The sequence below is a fragment of the Bacillus sp. H1a genome (genome assembly GCF_000633475.1).
GTDB lineage: Bacteria > Bacillota > Bacilli > Bacillales > Bacillaceae_G > Bacillus_A > Bacillus_A paramycoides.
On record NZ_AYMH01000064.1, the window covers coordinates 93710 to 116099 of the forward strand.

Annotated in this window: 14 protein-coding genes and 3 pseudogenes; 4 read left to right on the plus strand and 13 right to left on the minus strand. The window is 35.0% G+C overall.

The annotated features are described in order from the left end of the window. Nucleotides 1-17 precede the first annotated feature (17 nt). The 10 genes and pseudogenes from sfp to ytaF form a co-directional block, all read right to left on the minus strand. Nucleotides 18-767, minus strand: a complete 750-nt coding sequence (gene sfp / locus U860_RS0125395) for a 4'-phosphopantetheinyl transferase Sfp (RefSeq protein ID WP_025150727.1) — start codon at nucleotides 765-767, stop codon at nucleotides 18-20. A gap of 64 nt (nucleotides 768-831) precedes the next feature. Further along, nucleotides 832-2274, minus strand: a complete 1443-nt coding sequence (locus U860_RS0125400) for an MDR family MFS transporter (protein WP_025150728.1) — start codon at nucleotides 2272-2274, stop codon at nucleotides 832-834. Beyond that, complete coding sequence (locus U860_RS0125405) at nucleotides 2274-2498, minus strand: MbtH family protein (protein WP_002171891.1); 225 nt, start codon at nucleotides 2496-2498, stop codon at nucleotides 2274-2276. The genes U860_RS0125400 and U860_RS0125405 overlap by 1 nt, the downstream gene beginning before the upstream one ends. Next, nucleotides 2495-9655: a non-ribosomal peptide synthetase gene (locus tag U860_RS0125410; protein ID WP_025150729.1), complete on the minus strand. Its 7161-nt coding sequence runs from the start codon at nucleotides 9653-9655 to the stop codon at nucleotides 2495-2497. The genes U860_RS0125405 and U860_RS0125410 overlap by 4 nt, the downstream gene beginning before the upstream one ends. A 6-nt stretch (nucleotides 9656-9661) precedes the next feature. Beyond that, nucleotides 9662-10561: an isochorismatase family protein gene (locus U860_RS0125415; protein ID WP_025150730.1), complete on the minus strand. Its 900-nt coding sequence runs from the start codon at nucleotides 10559-10561 to the stop codon at nucleotides 9662-9664. 24 nt (nucleotides 10562-10585) lie between these two features. Beyond that, on the minus strand, nucleotides 10586-12202 hold the full coding sequence (locus tag U860_RS0125420; RefSeq protein WP_025150731.1) for a (2,3-dihydroxybenzoyl)adenylate synthase: 1617 nt from the start codon (nucleotides 12200-12202) through the stop codon (nucleotides 10586-10588). Nucleotides 12203-12214: 12 nt separating this feature from the next. Then, on the minus strand, nucleotides 12215-13414 hold the full coding sequence (dhbC, locus tag U860_RS0125425; protein WP_025150732.1) for an isochorismate synthase DhbC: 1200 nt from the start codon (nucleotides 13412-13414) through the stop codon (nucleotides 12215-12217). A gap of 26 nt (nucleotides 13415-13440) precedes the next feature. Next, nucleotides 13441-14226 (minus strand): 2,3-dihydro-2,3-dihydroxybenzoate dehydrogenase, encoded by a 786-nt coding sequence (locus tag U860_RS0125430; protein ID WP_025150733.1) that lies wholly within the window; start codon nucleotides 14224-14226, stop codon nucleotides 13441-13443. A gap of 843 nt (nucleotides 14227-15069) precedes the next feature. After that, nucleotides 15070-15747 (minus strand): annotated as a pseudogene (locus tag U860_RS31980) (YjbE family putative metal transport protein). Nucleotides 15748-15763: 16 nt separating this feature from the next. Next, entirely contained in the window at nucleotides 15764-16408 is a 645-nt protein-coding gene (gene ytaF, locus U860_RS0125440) for a sporulation membrane protein YtaF (protein ID WP_025150735.1), read from the minus strand. Between the two features lie 221 nt (nucleotides 16409-16629). On the opposite strand from ytaF, the pseudogene U860_RS36635 reads away from it, so the two are divergent. Both U860_RS36635 and U860_RS0125445 read left to right on the plus strand, forming a co-directional pair. Beyond that, nucleotides 16630-16692: pseudogene (locus U860_RS36635) on the plus strand (sporulation protein YjcZ); the annotation flags it as partial. Next, nucleotides 16679-16816: pseudogene (locus U860_RS0125445) on the plus strand (hypothetical protein); the annotation flags it as partial. The pseudogenes U860_RS36635 and U860_RS0125445, both read left to right, overlap by 14 nt. A gap of 465 nt (nucleotides 16817-17281) precedes the next feature. Here the strand turns inward: U860_RS0125445 and U860_RS0125450 are convergent. After that, nucleotides 17282-18484, minus strand: coding sequence for an OFA family MFS transporter (locus U860_RS0125450; RefSeq protein ID WP_025150737.1), 1203 nt, complete (start codon nucleotides 18482-18484; stop codon nucleotides 17282-17284). A gap of 877 nt (nucleotides 18485-19361) precedes the next feature. Here U860_RS0125450 and U860_RS0125460 point away from each other — a divergent pair. Then, nucleotides 19362-19547 (plus strand): YkvS family protein, encoded by a 186-nt coding sequence (locus tag U860_RS0125460; RefSeq protein WP_002148107.1) that lies wholly within the window; start codon nucleotides 19362-19364, stop codon nucleotides 19545-19547. Nucleotides 19548-19610: 63 nt separating this feature from the next. Here U860_RS0125460 and U860_RS0125465 read toward each other — a convergent pair whose 3' ends face one another. Both U860_RS0125465 and U860_RS0125470 read right to left on the minus strand, forming a co-directional pair. After that, the gene (locus U860_RS0125465) at nucleotides 19611-19910 is read right to left on the minus strand and encodes a metalloregulator ArsR/SmtB family transcription factor (protein WP_002171877.1); all 300 of its coding nucleotides are present in this window, start codon (nucleotides 19908-19910) and stop codon (nucleotides 19611-19613) included. Between the two features lie 601 nt (nucleotides 19911-20511). Further along, on the minus strand, nucleotides 20512-21879 hold the full coding sequence (locus tag U860_RS0125470; protein WP_025150738.1) for a lytic polysaccharide monooxygenase: 1368 nt from the start codon (nucleotides 21877-21879) through the stop codon (nucleotides 20512-20514). Between the two features lie 301 nt (nucleotides 21880-22180). On the opposite strand from U860_RS0125470, the gene U860_RS36055 reads away from it, so the two are divergent. Then, nucleotides 22181-22354: a hypothetical protein gene (locus U860_RS36055; RefSeq protein ID WP_025150739.1), complete on the plus strand. Its 174-nt coding sequence runs from the start codon at nucleotides 22181-22183 to the stop codon at nucleotides 22352-22354. Nucleotides 22355-22390: the final 36 nt, after the last annotated feature.

Sequence of the window (22390 nt, forward strand, 5' to 3'; positions counted from 1 at the left end):
AAAATGTTTTATTAAACTTATTTATTATTTAAAAGCGATACCGCGTCTAACTGCTTAATTTCAGTTACTTCTTTACTGAATATTGCAATTGCAGCCATATAATCTACACTTGGCCTTATATCTTCCATCATTGTATTTTTCGCTATCTCTTGCTTATCCTTAAAAACTAACAATTTTGGAGGATCATTTGGAGCTGATACTGTAATATGTACCGGTGGAATCAATAGTCCTTCACCAGTCGCTTTCAGTACGGCTTCTTTTCGAGTCCAATATGTTAAAAATCCTTCTAATCTTTGTTCATCAGGTAATTTCATAACTTGTGCTATTTCAATGTCTGTTAATACGCCCTCTGCCATTTTCATAACATCTACATTTGGATTCATTTGTTCAACATCAACACCAACAGGTGCAAATTTTGTAAATGCAACGACAACCCACTCACCCGAATGTGAAACTGATAATTGCGGCATACCTTCTGGTAATTGCGGTCTACCATGTTGCAACTTACATACTGGGCACATTCGATCAATCGGTACTTGAACTGGCGACATGGAAAGTATCTTTCCGAGTACTAATCTACTAATTACGCACCCTATTATAAAACGTGCACGATCTGCCGAATGATGATATGAATTTGCTTTCTCTCGCTCTACATCATTTAGTAAATTGTAGTGCCATGATTGTAAATCTGAAATTCTTGCCCACCAAATTTGACAACCATTCTCATTTAGAGTTGGTACAGAATCTACAACTTTACTCTCTATCATGTAAACTCTCTCCTTTTAAATACCAATATCGCTTTATTTTAAAAGAGTATTAGCGTGCTGCAACTCATTTATTTACAACTTCTTTCTCTTTCTGTAATACAGATAACGGCTTTTTATTCTTCTTTGACATTACCTCTTTATCGGAAATACGTAAAGAAAATAGTAATGCTATGAGTAAAAATATTGCTGATCCAATTAATGCCGCTTGATATGGCAAGAAATCTGATTGAGCATTATTCTGTACATTATTACTTCCAAAACCAGATAGTATACTAGCTAAAACAGCAACTCCTATAGCAGATCCTAATCGGTTTTGCACATTGAATATAGTAGTTGCTCTCCCCATAGAAGATGGTGCGATATTGTTAAAAACAGAAAATTGAACTGCACCGACAGACTGACCTAAGAAAATGCCTATGCCAAACAATAATGCCCGTATTTGCCATGGATTCGTATCGTGATTTACAAAACTTAATAAAACAAATATAACCGCGGTACATATTAATCCAATAGAGATTACCTTTCGGGTTCCTAATTTCTTATAAGACCATGGCACAATCTGTGAAGAAATCATTAATCCAATCGCTTCCGGGAATGTCGTAAGGCCTGATTCTAGCGCGGAAACTCCTATCACATTTTGATACATAAGTGGAAAAATAAACAACATTCCTAGTAACCCAGCTGATGAAAACAATGAAATAAGACTCATTTTTCTAAAGACCGGTTCTTTTAATAAGCGTAAATCTAATATCGGTTGCTTTACTCTAAGTTCTACAATTATAAACAATGTAATGAATATAGTCCCAGCTATCCCGGTACTCATAATTTCTGGAGAAATCCAACCTTTTGATGGCCCTTGACTAAGTGCATAGATGAGCATCGCAAATCCTGGTGCCGAAAGAACAAAACCGATAGAATCAAAGCGACCAGCTGATTTTTCAACATGCTCTGTTAAAAATAGAAGACCAAATAGTAATGCAACGATACCAAACGGTAGATTAATATAAAATGCCCAGCGCCAAGACATCTGATCTACAAAGAAACCGCCAATAATTGGTCCTATCGCTGGTGCCACAGCAATTGGAAGTACAATAAATCGAGAAATTTTTGGTCTTTCCTCTGGTGAAAATGTTCGAAATAACATCGCCATCCCGACTGGTGTTAAAAGTCCTCCACCAGCACCTTGAATGATACGAAAAATATTTAATGAAGTAATATCATTTGCAATTCCACATAATGCAGATGCAATTGTAAATACAAAAAGAGCAGTTAGAAATACTCTTTTCGTACCAAAGCGATCTCCTAACCAACCGGAAATCGGAAGGAAAATAGCTAAGCTAACTAAATAACCAACATTTACCGTTCCCATTGCAGATGGAGGTACTTGTAGTTCTTTACTTATCGTTTGCAGTGCTACATTCACAATTGTTGCATCCATTGCAGCCATAAACATCGCTGTTATATAAACGATACTTACAACTACTTTTGGATTTATATTTGCTTTCATTATCGTTTTCCTACTAATGTTTTTTCACTAACTTGATTACTTTTTGGACTCAAATCTTTCCAATTAAATTCAACATATTCTAAGCAAACCTGCCTACTAGCTTCTTCATGTACGACATTCCAACCAATAGGTACATCAAGAAAGACAGGCCAGAGTGAATACTGGCCCTCCTCATTTTTTAATACTTTATATTTGTAATTATCATTTTCAAACGGATTCGTCATACTCTACTTACCCCTTTCTTTTTCTGCAAATATTTCGCTAGCACTTGCCCAATTTCTGTAAGCGGGCCTGGCTGACATAAATCTTTATGTCTACAATTAATGTCATGCTGCACGATTTCCCCGTCTAAATAATTTAGCCACGTATTTGGAGAAATAGGATCAAACCAGTCTGGTATAACAGTAGATCTAAAGAATAAAATATCCCCGTTGTAAACTTTCGGTACGTATTTCCCTAACAACCCTACCGAATTCACATATGTTTCTTTCAAGTTCAAAATAGTCTCTTCTTCAAGACTCGCTAACGCACTTCCATCATTACGAAGTATTTCAACCGCACTTTCGATGGTAAGTGGTTTACCATCCATGTTATCTGGTTCATATCCACCTAAAGCAAGTAATGCGATTAACGCTTCTTCTTCAGTAGGTGCTTCCGTATTCGGTAAGAAGTGACCAGGATAAGAATCAAGCATAACGAGTAATTCTACTTCTTCCCCTTCATTTTGTAGTTGCGCCGCTATGGCATGAACAACATTTCCTCCAAGCGACCAACCGAGTAAACGATATGGTCCCTGAGGCTGTACTTCACGAACGTGTTTCAAATAATCCGCCGCCATCTCCTCTAAGCTTTTTGGAAGTTCTTCATTTTTAGCGATACCACGTGCTTGTACACCATAGATTGGATAATCTGTTCCTAAAGATTTCATAAGTCCTGCATAACACCAACTTAATCCACCTGCTGGATGTACACAAAATAGTGGTAATTGATCTCCGCTTGCTCGTAATGGAAGCAACACATCAAGTGCACTTTGACCATTCCCCATTTCAAGTCTTTCAGCAAGCCCTGCAACAGTAGGTGCTGCAAATAAAGTTCCAATATTCAGTTCAACTCCAAGTGCCTTTTTAATGCGACTCATAAGCTGCACTGCAAGAAGTGAATGACCACCAAGATCAAAGAATCCGTCATCAATTCCAATTTGAGGCACACTTAAAACTTCTGTAAACAAGTCACATAACACTTCTTCTTGCGGTGTTCTTGGCCCGCGGCTAGAAGATGATGCAATAAATTCTGGAGCTGGCAATGCCTTTCTATCTAATTTACCGTTTGGAGTTAAAGGTAACTCATTTACTACTACAAAAGCGTATGGAACCATATAATCTGGCAAACTACCTCCAGCATGCTGACGCATTTCATTCGAATCAAGCGTTTCATTATTTGATGCGACGATATAAGAAACTAATCGTTTATCCCCTGGCTGATCTTCCCGTACAATAACAGCTACTTGTTCAACTTGAGGATGTTTCATTATAACCGCTTCTATTTCCCCTAATTCAATTCGGAATCCACGAATTTTAATTTGATGATCTGCACGTCCTATATAATCTAACGTACCATCTTGACGCCAGCGCGCTAAGTCTCCTGTACGATACATTCTTGTACCTGGCTTATCAAATGGATCTGCGATAAAACGTTCAGCAGTTAATCCTGCTCTTCCTAAATATCCACGAGCGAGCCCTGCACCTGCAACATACATTTCTCCAACTACCCCTGGTGGCACTGGTTGTAAATAGTTATCTAGTACGTATACTTTAAGATCCGGTATACTGCATCCAATTAAACTATTTGCTCGTAAAGAGACAATAGTTTCATCTAACTCAATATAGCTAACATGTACCGTCGTCTCTGTAATACCGTACATATTAATAAGCTTCGGTGAGTTATGAGGATGACGACTATACCAATCTTCTAATCGACTCAGTTCAAGCGCTTCTCCTCCAAAAACAACATATCGTAAAGATAGTTTTTGACCGATTTCTTCATGTTCGCGATCCGCTTGCATCAATTGATAAAAAGCAGATGGTGTTTGGTTTAAAACAGTGACCTTTTCCTTAACAAGGAGCTGTAAAAATTCTTTCGGCGAACGACTAACAGTGTGCGGTACTACAACAAGGCGTCCCCCGTATAATAAAGGTCCCCAAATTTCCCAAACTGAGAAATCAAAAGCATATGAATGGAACATTGTCCACACATCTTCCGAATCAAATTGGAACCAATGATCAGTTGCTCCTAAAAGTCTTACTACATTTTGATGTGGTATCATAACACCTTTCGGTCTACCTGTTGAGCCTGACGTATAAATAACATAAGCAATATGTGAAGGAGATAAAGGCTTAATGCGCTCCATTTCATCAATATTGTCTTCACTATATTTCTCTATTTCTCCTATTACTTTCACATCATCAACTAAAATCTTTAGTTCCTCATCACATTCAATTTCCACATCTGAATTTGTTAAAACACATGATGGTTTCGCATCGTGTAGCATAAATGAAATACGATCTGACGGATAATCCGGATCTAACGGAAGGTATCCCGCACCAGCTTTAAGAACAGCTAGTAAGCTCACAACCATATTTAAAGATCTCGGCATCGCTAAAGCAACGAGTTGATCAGGACCGACTCCTTTTGCTATTAACAAACGAGCTATTTTATTCGCTTTTCTATTTAACTCTTTATAAGTTAACTTTTCATTTTCAAAGACGACAGCAATAGAATTTGGACTTACATGAGTTTGCTTTTCAAATAATTGTGGCAATGTCATTTCAGGTACAATTTGAAAACCACCATTCCACTTTTCTAAAACTGTATTTCGCTCTGCTAAAGTTAAAATTTCTAATCTGCCAATTGATTGATCCGGGTGATTCGCTGCGTCATCTAGTAGCAGAATGAATCGTTCTACTAATTTTTGAACCGTTTCACGTTTGTATAAATCAGTACTAAACTCCAACAAACCTTGTAAGCCGTTTGGAATACCATCAACTCCGGTACTCTCACTAATTTCAAATGTTAAATCAAATTTTGCAGAGCCAACGCTTTGAATTTCAAGGGTCGCTTCTAAATCTGGTACATCAAACATTGCTTCTGGCGTATTTTGGAAAGCTAACATAACTTGAAACAGTGGATGACTATTTCGAGTACGTACTGGATTTAACACTTCAACGAGTCGTTCGAATGGAACATCTTGATTTTCATAAGCTGCAAGGTTTACCTGCTTCACTCTATTCAATAATTCTTTAAAGCTTGGATCTCCTGATGTATTCGTACGTAACACTAATGTATTTACAAATAAACCAACTATATTTGATAGCGCATCATCATTTCTTCCGGCAATTGGACTTCCAATTGGTATATCAGTACCAGCACCTAATCGTGTAAACAGCGCACTTAGTCCTGTTTGCAACACCATAAACAAACTAACTCCATTTTTACGAGCGAGCCCTACTAACCTACTATGCATATCTTCATTTATATGAAAATGAATTGTTTCCCCGCGATAACTCGTTTCAATTGGACGCTGAAAATCTGTAGGTAACTCCATTTGATCTGGCAAACCTTTTAGCTCTTCTTTCCAAAAATCTAATTGTGTTGAAATAAGACTCTCTGGTGTAGTTTCATCACCTAGTAGTTGCTGTTGCCAAAGTGAATAATCTGCGTATTGAACTGGAAGTGTTTCTAGTTGGACACTATCACCTTTACACCTTGCTTTATAAGCTGCTGTAAAATCTCTCGTTAACGGTTGTAATGACCATCCATCTCCAACAATATGATGCAAAAGAATTAGTAATACGTGTTCGTTTTCGCTCACTTTAAAAAGTTGTAAACGAACTGCTGGCTCAACATCGAGGTTAAAGCTATATCTTACCGCCTCTGAAAGCACACTTTCTAATTCATCTTTACATGTTTTTGTTATAATCATTTCTAGATTTAAGTTTTCCATCTCTAAAACTTTCTGATATGAACTACCTAATACGTTAGGGAAAATTGTCCTAAGTGTTTCATGTTTCTTCACTACATCATAAAAGGCACCTTGTAAAGCTTCTTCGTTCAATTTTCCAGACATACGAATGACTAACGGAATATTATAAGTAGGACTTGGACCTTCTAAACAATTTAAGAACCATAACCTGCGCTGTGCAAATGAAAGCGGAACTTCACTTGGTCTACTTCCTTTCTTAATAGCTGGTCTTGCATTTTTTGCACGATCCAATTGTCTCGCTAATTCAGCAACAGTTGGTGATTCAAATAGTTTTCCGATTCCTAATTCCACACTTAACGTTTCACGAATTCTTACCATTAAACGAGATGCAAGAAGCGAATGGCCACCCATTTCAAAGAAGTTATCATCAATGCTAATATGCGAAACACCAAGTACCTCTGCAAATAAATCACATAGTATTTCTTCTTTCGGGTTTCGTGCAACTCTCTCATTGTTCATTCCATTAACATCTGGAGCAGGTAATTTCTTTCTATCAACCTTACCATTTGGTGTTAATGGTAATTCTTCTAGCACAACAAATGCCGATGGCACCATATAATTCGCTAAACTTTCTGAAACATAAGAACGAATTTCTGAAAGACTAATCGTTTCCTTCTCTTCGGCAACGATATACGCAATGATTCGTTTATCATTTGGGCGATCTTCTCGTACCATTACTACCGCTTGTTGAACATTTTCATGTCGTTGTAATACCGTTTCAATTTCAGCTAATTCAATTCGGAAACCACGAATTTTAATTTGATGATCTGCGCGACTCATGTACTCTAACACACCATCGTTACGCCATTTTACAAGATCACCTGTGCGGTACATACGTGCTCCCGGTTTTCCATAAAGATTTGCAACAAACCGTTCAGCCGTTAACTCAGGTTTTCCTAAATATCCGTTCGCAAGCCCTTTCCCTGCAATATATAATTCACCGACAACTTCAGGTGGAACTGGTTGTAACCCTGCATCCAATACATACACTTCTGTATTCCAAATTGGCTTTCCAATAGGAGGTATACCATTTTCGCTTTCATCAATATTCATGAAAGTAGACCAAATAGTCGTCTCAGTTGGTCCATATAAGTTAGTTATAGAGCAACCTAATTCTTTTAATTTATTTGCTAAATGTGCTGGAAAAGCTTCACCACCAACGAGCACGTTTAGTCCTTGTAGCCTCTCTGGATATTCAGTTACTAACGCCTGCCACAACGTCGGTGTAGCTTGCATAATTGTCGCTCTTTCTTCTTGTAAAAGTGTCGTTAACGCAGCAGGTTCTTGGATTACCTCTTTTTGAGCAATTGTTATACTTGCACCACTAATGAGAGGTAAATAAATTTCTAAAGCAGAAATATCAAACGCAAACGTTGTAACTGCTAATAAATGATCGTTTTCATTTAATGAAAACATATCTTGCATAGCTAATAAGAAGTTACTTAAACCTTTCATAGGAACAATTACACCTTTTGGATTTCCTGTTGATCCTGAAGTGTAAATTGTATAAGCTGGGTTTAGAAGTGATCCATCATTCTTAAATGGTATATTCATATGAGAATATGTTTTTAACGCTAGTTTTGTTTCTTCGCTATCGAATACTATTTTTTTAATATCATTTTCTATAACGAAAGCGGATGAAACAGCTGAATGTGTTATGATACAAACTGGTTTTGCATCATTTACTATATAATGAATTCGCTCGACTGGGTATTCTGGATCTATTGGTAAATATGCTGCACCAGCCTTTAGAACAGCTAACATACTAACTACCATTTCTATTGATCTTGGAAATACTAAAGCTACAAACTGATTTGGTCGTATTCCTTCTTCTACTAAATAGTGTGCTAGTTCATTCGCTCTTTCATTTAGCTCTTTATACGTAAATTTTATTCCGTTACAAGTAACCGCTATTTTATTTGGATTTTTTTGTACTTGTTTTTCAAATAATATAGGTAAAGTGATTAGCTCTTCAGTTTTCTTTGTTTCATTCCATTCCAATAAAATCCTATGACTTCCTTCAGGAAGAGTAATGTTTATTTTTCCAATCGACTCGTCTTTTTGATAATTATTTATCACTAATTCTAATAAATTCATAAATCTTTCTTTATGCAATGCTAATTCCGTGACACTATATACTTCCGGATTCGCATCAAAATGAATCATTAACTCATTTTCATCGAAGCGTTTATATACATTTATCGATAAATCATCGACAGGTCCTGCTGATAAGTTATGTGTAACACCACGATTTCCAGCAAAGTTAAGCCCGTAATCAAAAGGCATAACATTCACTAACGGCCCAAACAACCTTTGATTTTCACCTAGTAACTTTAAGTCTCTTCTTAATTCCTCATGACGATATTTATGATGACGACGTACGTCTCGAATTTCTTTAGATACTTGCTGTATTAATTCCGCAAGAGTTATATTTGGAGTTACAGTGAGACAAAGTGGAACTAAATTCATTACCATACTTGGAGTGTGAATGGATACAGAACCTAGACGCCCCATCATCGGTAAACCTAAAACAATATCAGTGGAACCTGTTAATTTATGCATATAAATACTTGTTACAGCGACAACAAATTCCGGCCAGCTCGTTAACGAAATATTTATATCTTCTAGTAAAGTTTTCGTACTGGAACTAGATAAATAAGCCGTTTCTCGTAAAAATCCATTTGAAGTTCTCGGTGCTCGTTCTGCCAAACTTACGACTTCCGGTTCATCTGCAAACTTTTCTAGCCAAAAAGTACGATCTTCCTGAAACTGTTTAGACCCTCGATACTCATTATCTTCTTCTACAATTTTCGTTAGAGAACCATATGGCTTTTCATTCTCTTGTCTATCATCTATAAGTGATGTATATACTTTGGCTACCTTTTGGCTAAGAAGTGAAAGGCCATAGCCATCCATCACAATGTGATGGATGCGCTGATACCAAAAGAAACGATTATTTTCAATTTGAATAAGTGCTTCAGTATATAATTTATCTTCTGTTAAATCCACGGGCATAGATAAATCATTTTTCATCCATACCTTAGCAGCTTCTTCAGGATTTTTTTCTTTACGAACGTCAATAAAATGCATATGAAACTTTGACGATCCCTCAATAACTTGCCATGGGCCGATTTCATCCTCTTCGAAACGAACATGAAGTGCTTCTGCTTCCGTTACAACTTTACGTACAGCTAATTCGAAAATTTCTTGATTAATCGTTCCGTTTATTTCTACATATTCCCCAGTATTATAAATCGGATTAAGTGGATCTAATTGCTGCGCAAACCACATACCAGACTGCGCAGATGATAACGAATGACGAATCTTTTGACTGTTAGGCATTCTTTACTACCCCTTTATTATGTAATCTGTTTGTAAAGATAATAAGCGGTACCAATCGGCAACAGTTGGACGTTCTGCTAAATCTGCAAAAGTGATTTCCTTCCCTTCGCGACGCCACTTCTCTACTAAACTCATAATTCTGACCGAATCAAGTCCTCTATTTAATAAATCTTCATCAACCTCAATACTCTCTACTGGCTCACGGAGTAATTGTGCAACTAGTTCCTGCACTTCCTGTAAAGTGATTCCTTCACTCTCATCATCTTTTATACTTTGTAAATCTTTTAACAGTAAGTTTGTTGCAGTCGTTACTGCACATCTATCAGATGCATACTGCAATGCTTGTTTATGATGCTCAAGTGAAAAATCAGCTACCGCATCTGCTACAAAGAATGGCTGAATACCATCCATAAACGCTTCACAAGCTGTTAAAAGGCAGCCAATATGCGCATAAATACCGCAAATGATAAGTTGATCTCGTCCTTGTTCATTTAAAATTTCTAATAGATTTGTCTTTTTAAATGCACTATATCTCCATTTTGTTAGGAATATATCATTTTCATCAGGAGTAAGTTCATCAACAATTTTCTTTTTATCTGGTCCAGCAGGGATACCGTCACCCCAAAAATCTTGTAATAACCCCCGCTGCTCTAACGTTTGTCCACCAGGTTGTGCTGTATAAACAACTGGTATACCAAGTTCCTTACATCTTTCTCTTATCACCTTAATATTTAAAATCAGTTCTACTTTTGGCGATTCTTTATCACTATACGCATCAAGAAAATACTCTTGCATGTCATGGATTAAAAGAACGGCACGTTTCGGATCTGGTGTCCAATTCACTTTATTTTTTGGTAGTTCTGATTCAACTGGCATTTTGTATACTGAAATAGATGGGATAGCCATCTAATCACTTCCTTCCGATTTTTATTATTGTTTTACTGTTCTAAGTTTTTCAGCAATGACTTTACGTAATTCTTTTTTACTTACTTTTCCAACACCTGTTTGCGGGAATGATTCAATAAATTCAATTCGATCTGGAATCTTATAAGCTGCTATACCTCGTTCTCTTAAAAATATTTTTAATTCACTTACTGTTGGGGCTTGTCCACGAGCTATGACAAAAGCGCAAGTACGTTCTCCTAAATAATCATCAGGCATAGATACAATTGCTACATCATGGACTGAATCATGTGCTAATAGATGATTTTCAACTTCTTCCGCAGCAACCTTCTCACCACCACGGTTAATTTGATCTTTATCTCTTCCTTCTACAATGATGTAACCTTGTTCATTGACTTTTACAAGATCACCTGTGCGATAAAAGCCATCCTTTGTAAATGATCGTGCATTATGCTCCTCCGCTTTATAATAACCACGAATTGTATATGGCCCTCGTGTTAATAAACTACCTACTTTCCCAGGTTTTACATCGTTATCATATTCATCAACAACTCGGACTTCATCGAATGTAGACATCGGTCTACCTTGTGTATGAATAATGACTTCTTCTGGATCATCTAATCTTGTGTAATTTACTAATCCTTCCGCCATACCAAATACTTGTTGTAACGTACATCCGAATGTAGGGCGTATACGCTTTGCAACTTCAGCGCTAAATTTCGCTCCACCTACTTGAAGTACTTGTAGACTCGATAAATCGTTAGTACGCGAATCTACTGCATCAAGCCAAATCATTGCTAATGGTGGAACGAGAGCTGTAATCGTAACTTTTTCTTTTTCTATAAGCGCAAACGCCTCATCTGGGCTACCTCCATTTGCCAACACTACTTTTCCACCAGCATAGAAAGTTCCAAATGTTCCTGGAGAACTCATCGGGTAATTGTGTGCTACTGGAAGAACTACCATATAGACGCTTTCTGCATTCAAATTACAAATTTCAGCGCTAACACGTAAACTATAAATATAGTCATCATGTGTTCTAGGAATTAATTTAGAAAGTCCTGTTGTCCCTCCTGATAATTGGAGAAACGCAACATCACTTGGCTGAACTTCTGATAATGGAACCGGATCCATATAAAGATTACTTATGTTCACAAATTCTTCTTCTTCCCCTACTACGATTACATGTTGTAAAGTAGGAATTTTCTCTTTCACTTCTCTTGCTAGTTTTCGGTAATCAAAGCCAAGTGCCTTATCTGAAATGACATAAGCGCTCGCCTCACCAAACTCGCAAAAATAACTAATTTCACTACTGCGATGTGAAGGCAATGCAAAAACGGGAAGTGCTCCAATTCGAAATAGCGCGAAACATACTTCAAAAAACTCTATAATATTAGGTAACTGAAGAACAACTCGGTCCTCTTGCTTTATTCCTAAATTCAGTAAACCAGCAGCCAAACGATCTACCTTTTTATCAAGTTCACTATATGTTATATGTGAATTACCACTTACAATCGCAATTTGATCTCCATGTTTTTCAGCGCGTTCTCTTAACATCGCGCCAAACGTCTCTCCAAGCCAACATCCTTCTTCTCGATAACGACCTGCCAATTCTTTTGGCCATTCCGTATAACCTGCTAACATTCATTCTTCCCCCTACTTGTCATTCAATGAACTATCACTTAACCCTAAAGCTTTCAGCATTGTTTGAAATTTAGCTGACGTTTCTGCTAACTCATCTTCTGGCTTTGATTCAGCAACAACTCCAGCGCCTGCATATAATCGAAGTGTATTTTCTTGCACTTCAGCACAGCGAATTGTAACAATCCATTCGCCGTCTCCATTTAGATCGCTCCATCCTAGCATTCCTGTAAAGAATTCACGATCAAATGGCTCAATTTTTTCGATAGCCTCTCTCGCTTTTTCCATTGGAGTTCCGCAAACTGCTGGCGTTGGATGAAGGGCAATTGCTAATTCTAAAGAAGACGTATTTGGATCCTTAAGTTCACCTTTCACTTCTGTAGATAAGTGCCACATCGCTTCACTATGAATGACAGATGGTTTTTCTGGAACGTGTAATGTATGACAATACGGACGAAGTGCAGCGGCAACCGCTTCAACTACTACCGCATGTTCATGTAAATCTTTTAGAGAAGAAAGTAATTCTTCCGCTCTTCTTTTATCTTCCACTGGGTCTCCACTTCGAGGTCTTGAGCCAGCCAACGGATTAGAACTTACTTGCATACCATTACGTGAAACAAGCAATTCAGGACTTGCTCCAATTAACGTCTTACTGTTCCCGTTTTCATCTTTCGGCAAATTAACAGCAAATGTATATCCGTGCTTATTATGTTCTCCTAATTCACGAATTAGTTTTTGTTTATCAATTTTCTCTGTAGATTTAATATCCAACGATCTAGATAGAACGATTTTCTTTAAATCTCCGTCTTGTATTTTTTCAATCCCTTGTTTCACACCATTCATATAAACTTCAGGATCTGGGACTGGTGTCATTTCAAATGCCAGTTTCTCATTTCGTTTTATCTCATTTGTTTTCTCTAACTGTAAACGCTCAGTAATTCTACTATGTTCTGGTACAATAAGTTGAACTTCTTTCCTGCGATCAAATGGTAAAGCACCTACAACGATAGGATTTGGATTTCCAGCTTGTTTTGCATTACTTAATACCGCCTTTACAAGCTCTGGAAAGCTTTCGATTTCACTATGTTTTACTGTAGTAAACTCTCCTTCTGTCAATATCGTTCGATTTGGTGAAGCGAAAAAGAATGAAGATTCAGTCTTGTAATCTTCTAAAAGTTTTTCTGACAGTTCCTTTACGGCTGTAAGTTCATTCATAATATATTAACCTCCTGAATTTTTTATTAAACTCCTAATGTAGCTCCGCCATCGACACATAAATTGTGCATTGTAATATGACTTGCTTTATTTGAAGCTAAAAACAATACTGCTTCAGCAATTTCTGAAGGTTGTGCAATTTTTTGTAATGGAATTCCGAGTCTATATGTATTTTGAAAACCAGCAATTATATTTTTAGCTCCATTCTCATCAGCCCATAGTAATCGTTGCATTTCAGTTTCAGTAGAACCAGGAGAAACTAAGTTACAGCGAATATTGTATGCTGCAAGTTCTAATCCTAAACATTTCATAAACATCGTCGTTGCAGCTTTTGATGCAGCATACGCAGCCATCTCCATTCTCGGAGTATTTGCCGCATTTGAACCAACTGTAACAATTGCCCCTGACTTCCTTAACATCATATGTTTACTTACTGCTCGGGACATATAGAAAACTCCAGTAGTATTTACAGAGAATGTTTTATTCCAATCTTCGTCACTAAAAGAGTGAATCGCTCCCATACGTAAAACCCCTGCAACATTTACTAATATATCTATTGGTGCTATATCATTTTCAATACGGTTTACTCCCTCTTCAACAGCGGCACTATCACTCACATCTAAATAAAACGTCTTAATACGTGTTTCATTTGATGCATAATGATTTAAGTACTTATTAAGCCCTTCTGCATTTTGATCAACCGCAATAACTGTAGCTCCTCTTTCTAAAAACATTTTTGCTACAGCCATACCTATACCTTGGGCTGCGCCAGTTACTAAAACGGTTTTCCCATCAAATTCCCCTAAGTTCATTTCCTCTATCCTTTCATATAAAAATTGATCTAATTAAGAGACGTAATCGATAACGATTTTCATTATCAATTATTCTATAAAAAACAATACACTTACTAAACTAATTGGTCAAGTGTACTTTTCATCAAAATCAAATTCATTGATAATGATTTTCATTTACTGTTCTTACACTGAAATGATAATGTTTCTCAATAAACTTGTCAATCTTTTTTTATTTTTCAGATAAAGTGTTTTTACGTTTTTATATAAGATTACATTTATAAGCATTAAAATGTACTTTAATTAAAAATTCAATCCATAATTCCTTCTCATCTTTTTGGAAATTCAAAAAGAAAAACTGTATATCTCTTCATCTATAATACTTTATCGAAATTTAAGTTTTCTTTTCTCAATATTTTTCTGAAAATATCTCATTTTACATCTTGCATTTCTCGATGAATGTCATGTGTATAATCTAAGATTTAGTAAGAGGTTCATACATTATGCATCACTTTATAATATTTCAATATAATCCAATTAAATATTTCACTCGCTTTTTGTATCAGGAAAATTCCGAGGATTATTAAGCCTGGGTAGGGAAAACCAATTTATAAAATAGTTCATAAAAAAAAAAGGAAAGTGGTTTGGCATCCACTTCCCTTTCGTAATTTTATTATGTATCGTAAAAAAGTACCCTATTAAATTTAAACATATATAACAACTAAACACTGAAATTAAGAGTCTATATCTTCAATTACCAAATAATTATCGATACAGGCTTTTTTGTTTACAAATAATAAAGTTGTTTCATTTGTCAGTGTAAAAATAGAAGCTTTGCTACACTTACTTATGTAACAAAGCTTGTCATTTATCTCTCTTCAATGGCATTTTCTTTTTTATTACTAAATTTTTTATCTTTCCAGCTAATAACACACTTCCCACCATTAAAATTACAGTCCCCCAATATAAAAAAGAATTATTTAAAAAATACACTTTTAAAAAAGGTTCATGCATTATCATTTTAGCGGAAGTCCATGCTATTACACCGCCCCCAATGTAAATAATAACAGGGAAACGATCAACAAATTTAATAAATAAACTGCTCCCTAAAATTAACTAATCCTAAAAGCACTAATAGAAAGTTACCATGTGAAGCACCTGCTACTGCTAATACATTATCAAGACTTATTAAAATATTTGCAATGATAATGGCTCGAATTGCTGTCCATAAACATTTTTGGGATTAACATTATTTTCTTTTGGATTTTCTGTTAATGCTACAAGTTTAAAAGCAATCCAAAGTACTAGTGTCCCTCCAATTAACAAAAGACCTGGAATTTTTAATAACCAAACAGCAACTAAAGTAGCAAGTGTACGAATAATAATCGCTCCAACTGTTCCGAAAAAAATTGCTTTTTTCTGTTGTTTTTTTGGTGAATTTCTTGCAATCAAACCAATTACAATAGCATTAGCATTATCACCAGCAATTACTAAATCAATGATGACAATTGAAAATAAAGCTAAAAAAAAACGCCAATGTATTCACCTCAATTTGTACTTAAAGCAAATTGTGTACAGCGATTAATAATAATATAACCCCACTTAATGCTGTGCTAAATTGTCCTAATGTCCAAGATCCAATTTTTACATTTGCAACCTTTTTTCCTAATTTAACTCCTAACCAAACAGTTAAAAAACTGAATATGGCTGCTGATAATGAAATAGCGAATGGAGATAATTTTAATAACCCTGCACCTAATCCATTCGTTAAAGCATTCATAGATATAGCAATACCAAGAACAATAGCCTCAAAAAAATTAATATTTCCTGATTTATCGAGATCGGCTTTTTCAGGAGATTTTAAATATCCAGTGATAACATTCGAAACAGATTCCTCTTCATCAAGCACTTCTTGATGAACTTTCTTTTTTCTTGGAATTGTCATTAAAATAATTCGTAAACCAATTACAAACAAAAACAATGTACCAATAACATCAGATAATGTACCAGGAAAAACTTTTGAAATATATTGTCCAAATAAAATACCCATTTCACTAAAAACAAAAGCGATAATCGCAATTATAAAATTAGCCAAAAAACCTATACGAATATTACGAATACCATAAGATATCCCTACTCCAAAATTATCTATACTAGAGGATAATGAAAGTAACAAAATCGTAATTAAGGCTGTTATAGTCATAATTGTCATACTTCCTTTTCTAAGAAATAGCAAGTTATTTTCTGGGTTATTGTATGATATATCAAAAAAAGTGTTCCTACTAAAGATAGGCACTCTTACGAGTGACTTTTCTTTTTTAAAAGGACCTGCCCATATAGTATTTAAAAACATAAAGTAATGTGAAACTGCAAAAAACATGTGTATCCCAATGTTTTCCCCTCCTGTTTAAAGGAGGAACCATTATGGGCTTTGGTGGTAGTTGTGGTTTTGCTGGAGGCTCCGCTTTACTCGTTGCCCTCTTTATGGGAGAATGTATATTCCGCAAGAATCGAAGCACATGGCGTGAATCCTAATGCTATTAAAGCTATGAAAGAAGTAAATATCGACATAACAAAGCAAACATCAGATATTATTGACCCAAACATTTTAATGTAGGTTTGAAACAAAGTTTGATTAAAAACACCCCACAAATCGGTATTGTACGATAAATAAAAAGAATCCATTTTGAAAAATGATTGGTCAAAATGGATTCTTATCTGGCATATTTAAGGTTAGTTTTTATAAAAAAGTTTGATCAAAATCCACCTAAAGTTCCTTGCTTGAAGGGGTAAAGTCTCACATCTTTTTTTATAAACGGTACAACTTTATTTCAAATCCACATCATAAACGCTTAATTTATAATAAAAAAGAAGAATCCACTAAAATCAATAAACATAATATTCAGATACTATTGCAAGTTATCTATTATTGCTATGTATCTTTAATTTAAATTTAAAGATAAAAAAAGATAGTAAGGATAATCAATCCTTACTATCTTTACTCTTGGTATTTATATATCTTTAAATTTAATAGGTTACTTTTTAGTTATAGTAGTGTAATAGAAGATTTAAATACTTATGCTACGCTGCGATATTCTTCTTCTTTTTCTTTTTTCTGCTTAGGTACTTTGATTAAAAGTGCGATAATAAATGACACGACACATAATACGCCGATAACCATGAAAGTTGGTTTGAATCCACCTAGAATTGCGCCGATAAAAGAACCTGCAAGCGCTCCAAATCCAAATCCTTGATACACAATTCCGTAGTTTTTACTATGGTTTTTCATACCGAAGAAATCACCAACAATAGCTGGGAAAATAGTGATATTTCCACCAAAGCAAAACGCTACACTTGCTACACAGACGAAATAAATACCATAATTTAAATCCACAAAGCTGAGAACAAAGACAGACACAGCCATAACGACAAATGTTGTGGTAACAATTTTTAAACGGCCGATTTTATCTGACAACGGTCCTAGAATAATTCGACCAACTGTATTAAAGATTGCAACCATAGCGACAGCATTAGCTGCTGTTGCTGCGCTAAGCCCTACAAGTTGAACACCGATGTCTTTTACCATGCCGATTAAGTATAAGCCACTCATACATGATGTAAATAGCATAATAAATAACAAATATACTTCTTTTGTGCCTAGCATTTCTTTCGTTGTATATTCCTTAGTTTTTGTTTCATGAACTACATCTTGTTCAGCGGCTTGATGGATTAAACTAGCGCCAATCACTATCATGGCTGTAACAATTAAGCCCCAGTATATAAACGCTTGCGATACACCAACTGAATCAATCAACTTTGCGTTAATGTATTTAAATATTAAGCTACCTGTACCATATGCAGAGACAGATATACCGGCAATTAAACCTTTACGCTTTGGAAACCACTTTATTAAATTGGATAGTGAAGTAATATATGCTGTACCATCTGCGTAACCTACAACAACTCCTGCTAGTACATAAAGCATTAGTAATGAGGAAGCTTGTGAACTAAGTATTAATCCAATTCCTAATGCTAATCCAGCTATCATAATAAGTTTACGAAGTCCCCATTTTTCTTGCAACTTACTCGCAAACAAAGTTGAAAATGCTAAAGAAAGGCTAGTAATTGAGAAGGTTATAGCAACAGCGTTAAGACTCCAACCGTATTTACTCACTAAAGGCTGATTGAATAAACTCCATGTATATATCGTGCCAAGCCCCATTTGTACTATGACTGTGCCGAGGACAACAAGCCATGGATTAACAGATGATTTTTTCATACCATCCCTCCTCCTTTTTTTATTTCAATGCTATTCGCTAAATATGCTTTTTTTGTGTTCATTTTCGCCACCTCTTTCGATTTAACAACTTTATTGTATAGGATGTTTCTATTCATGTAAGCACTTACAAGGTAGATCGTCAATTATATGGAATCAGTTACAGAAAACGAAGGGCGAAATACAAAAAACTACTTGCTAAATACGTAGCAGCCTTTTGCATAAGTACGACTTACAGGAGCTTTTGAATCATCTTTCATAAGAAGTTATTCGCAGAATTACGCCATGGCTGGGTTTCAGAATTTTAATTACTATGTACAAACAAAAAAACACCCTAATTAATAGGGTACAAAATATATAACTTATTTTCGAAGTTACAGGGGGTTTAAACAAACACAAAAAAACATTACATTAAAAATGTAATGGTCACAATCCTATAATGTTCTCTTTAGTCTCGAACTAAATTTTCATCTTTAATCAGTTCATCAAAAATATTACTTTCAAAAATCCCGCCTATATAGGCATCTGTTTAAAAACCGTCTAATACATCGGAGCAGAAATTAAATCAGTCTCAGCCTTTGTAAATGAACGTACTATTTGAAATATTGTTTTATAATCTTTCTTAATATCTACTCTAGTATTTTCCGAATTTTGGATCGCTAATTCTGAAAAATTTTTCTCTGCATATAATAAACTTAAATTACATTTAACTTTTATTATTAGTTGTTCTTCTTTAAAGGTTGTAAGTGCATTACTCTATTATTTTTTTAAAAATAACAAATTTTTTATTGATAAACAAAACTAAATATTCACTAATATAACTATACGTGGTTTAATATATATAATAAACAAATATTTCTGTCTTTTATGAGGAGGTACTATGAAAGCAAACGTAGGGGATACTATACTTTTTCAAAGAAATAACTTAAAAATTACTGGATCTGTATTAAAACTGTACACTGAATCGGTCTTAGTTGAAATTACAGATGTAAATGGTGGTACTTTTGAATTTGATCGAACTATTGTGAATCATAAAAACTATAAAATCTTAAATACAAACAAATAATGAAATACAAAATAGCCCCTCTGTTATAAAGCAGAGGGACTATTTTGTACAGAAAAAATTCCATTAGTTTATGTATCCTAATACACTAACAATCTTACTTGCTTTTAAATTATTAATGTAATAATAAATTTCTAATCCTCTTCTCTCTGCTTTTAGCACTTTACCTTTCATTTTTGATAAATGCTGCGAAACAGTCGATTGCGGAATATTTAATATCTCCGTTAATTGTGATACATTACAAGTTTTACGGGCACTTAATTCATTTACAATTTGTAAACGTATTGGATGCGCCATAATTTTCAAAATATCCACATCTTCTTCAGTAACTAAAGTTTTTTTTATCTCGCTCGTATATGTTGTCATAAGACATTCCCCTTTTATATTGATTCCTTTTTATTAAGATCCATCTCTAAAGAAAGATACACTCCTGATTATGCAACCAAAACCCTTATATAGGAATAATAGGATTTTAATTCTTTAAAAATAGAAATGCTATATTTATTTTATTTATTTGGCACATATACATAATACAATTTCAATTTGTGGTGTATGTGAAGTTGGCATAAATTTATGGTGAAGATTGTTCAAATAACTTAGAATCCAATCTAGTTTAAAAGAACATTTTATATTTCAATATAATTAATTTATAACAATATTAAGATTTAAATATACAATATATTAAGTTTTACAGAAAGGAGGATGGAAAATACCAAATTTAGTATGCTTTAAAATTGTAAATGGCCAATATTTCTTATTTGTCGAAGGTATTCAAATTCCTGTACCCATCCCTGCTGCTGTTGCAGGTCTTTTAATTGGTTTAGGATTAGTTCCACTTTGTTCTTAATATCAAAAAAGGCGACAATTTTCAAAGGTCGTCTTTTTTGTATAAACTTTAAAGTGAATTATCATATTACCCTATGTACCAAAGCCCCTATCATTATCTCAATTCAAATCCAGTAAAAGCTTACACTGTTTTCCATAATGATAAAGCATAAATCCAGTTTGGATCCCCATTTCCCTGATAATTCTGAACCGCTTCATACATTTTGCCTTCGTGTACAACTCTATCTCCCTTTTTATATGCCTTCTTTGCATCCCAAGTTTCATATGAAACGCTTTTATCTTTCGTAGTAACTGTGAATATATCACTCTGAGCTGATTCGTTTCCAACTACATCAACAGCTTTAACCGCATATTTATATGTAGTATTAGCAAGCAAATTTTTATCCATATGAGAAGTAGAATTAGATGTTCCAACTTTCTTCATTACACCAGAAATTTCTCTGTAAATATTATAATGGTCTACACCGACATTATCGTCAGATGGACTCCACATTAGATCAACACTTGATGCGGTCGTTCCCATGCTGTGTAATCCTTTTGGCTGTGTAGGTGCTTCTGTATCAGGAGTCGCTACTGCTGTTTTCACTTTAACTGCTGTGCTTTCTTTTGATACATTTCCAGCTGCGTCAATCGCTTTTACAGTATAAGAGTATTCAGTACTTGGTTGTAATTGTTTATCAATAAAATGAGTGCTTGGTACTGTATCAATAATCTCTCCATTACGTAGAACTTGATAACCTTTTACCCCTACATTATCCGTAGAAGCGCTCCATGTTAGTTCTACACTATTTGCTGTAACTTTTGTTGCCTGAAGCTCATTTGGATTACTTGGTGCTTCTGTATCTGGTTTCAAATTATTAACTAAATTTACATCGATTACATTATAGAATGCATTTACTGTATCAGCTACATCCCATACCGCTAAAATCACATGGTATCCACTGCGATCAGTAGGCACGTTGATTTTGTGAGTTAAATTGTTTGAAGCTGCAGAACCATCATGTTGCACAGTTCCAATTAGCTCAAAGTCAGCTCTTGTTAGCGGTTTATTTGGATTCCAATTCTTTTTCGTAATGTAGTAATGCCATTGGCTAGTTAAGTGGGGAGCTGTATATTTCCATGTAAACGCATTCTCTCCACCAGTTATCGTATTTTTAAACCAACGATTTGCTGTTTGTTGATCCAAAATACCATCAAATTTACCACCTGCCGAAGCAATTTGCCCATCAACTGGACCACCTTGTGGAAATCCTTTTGGAGCTTCTAAACTTTGTGGTTCATACATAACACTTCCGCAGTTCACGTTTAGTGCACCGTAAGTTTGGCTACATAAAGCAGAACGACTTCCAGGTTTTTCAACGAAACCGTGCGCATATGCATTTTGAGGAATAAGAGTCGTACCGATGATTCCAGCCGTCAATGCAACGGCTCCTAGACTTTTCTTATTCATTTTCATGTTTTGTAGGTGTTTTAAAATTCGATTTTTCATGTTTATATCCCCTTCTTGCTATACTTCGTAGTGTGATGAGGGCTTTGATGCAAAAGAATAACAATAAGCACACTTAATAATGAACGAATGTTCCAATCATTATTATTAAATATTTCACTTTACGAATATATCATGACATATAAACTACTAAAACTTGTGCAGAAACGTTGAACTTAATACTAACACTGGCCAAACATTAAATTCACCTAGATGCTTATACATACAACTTCTTCATTTTTAACACATGTTAGGCGTTTGTATATACTATTTACAAAACAGATTTTGTTAAGGAGGAATTCATATGCCTACAATGTTACAAGAAGAAGTTGAAGAAGCACGAGAAACATATGTCAGTCGTATCATATTAGTTGGTGGATCAGCATTATTTTTAGCGGGTGGTGTTATATCAGCAATTTCTGCTTTTAAAGCTTATAATCGATTATCACATACACCGCCTTCTTCAGATAACTCATAGTTGTATCATTTGTTCTTTACAAGCATTTAAACGAAA

Bases quoted from the DNA above. Each gene is read 5' to 3' on its own strand.
- sfp (WP_025150727.1), bottom strand. From the start codon at position 767: ATGATAGAGAGTAAAGTTGTAGATTCTGTACCAACTCTAAATGAGAAT.
- U860_RS0125400 (WP_025150728.1), bottom strand. From the start codon at position 2,274: ATGAAAGCAAATATAAATCCAAAAGTAGTTGTAAGTATCGTTTATATA.
- U860_RS0125405 (WP_002171891.1), bottom strand. From the start codon at position 2,498: ATGACGAATCCGTTTGAAAATGATAATTACAAATATAAAGTATTAAAA.
- U860_RS0125410 (WP_025150729.1), bottom strand. From the start codon at position 9,655: ATGCCTAACAGTCAAAAGATTCGTCATTCGTTATCATCTGCGCAGTCT.
- U860_RS0125415 (WP_025150730.1), bottom strand. From the start codon at position 10,561: ATGGCTATCCCATCTATTTCAGTATACAAAATGCCAGTTGAATCAGAA.
- U860_RS0125420 (WP_025150731.1), bottom strand. From the start codon at position 12,202: ATGTTAGCAGGTTATACGGAATGGCCAAAAGAATTGGCAGGTCGTTAT.
- dhbC (WP_025150732.1), bottom strand. From the start codon at position 13,414: ATGAATGAACTTACAGCCGTAAAGGAACTGTCAGAAAAACTTTTAGAA.
- U860_RS0125430 (WP_025150733.1), bottom strand. From the start codon at position 14,226: ATGAACTTAGGGGAATTTGATGGGAAAACCGTTTTAGTAACTGGCGCA.
- ytaF (WP_025150735.1), bottom strand. From the start codon at position 16,408: ATGACTATAACAGCCTTAATTACGATTTTGTTACTTTCATTATCCTCT.
- U860_RS0125450 (WP_025150737.1), bottom strand. From the start codon at position 18,484: ATGAAAAAATCATCTGTTAATCCATGGCTTGTTGTCCTCGGCACAGTC.
- U860_RS0125460 (WP_002148107.1), top strand. From the start codon at position 19,362: ATGAAAGCAAACGTAGGGGATACTATACTTTTTCAAAGAAATAACTTA.
- U860_RS0125465 (WP_002171877.1), bottom strand. From the start codon at position 19,910: ATGACAACATATACGAGCGAGATAAAAAAAACTTTAGTTACTGAAGAA.
- U860_RS0125470 (WP_025150738.1), bottom strand. From the start codon at position 21,879: ATGAAAAATCGAATTTTAAAACACCTACAAAACATGAAAATGAATAAG.
- U860_RS36055 (WP_025150739.1), top strand. From the start codon at position 22,181: ATGCCTACAATGTTACAAGAAGAAGTTGAAGAAGCACGAGAAACATAT.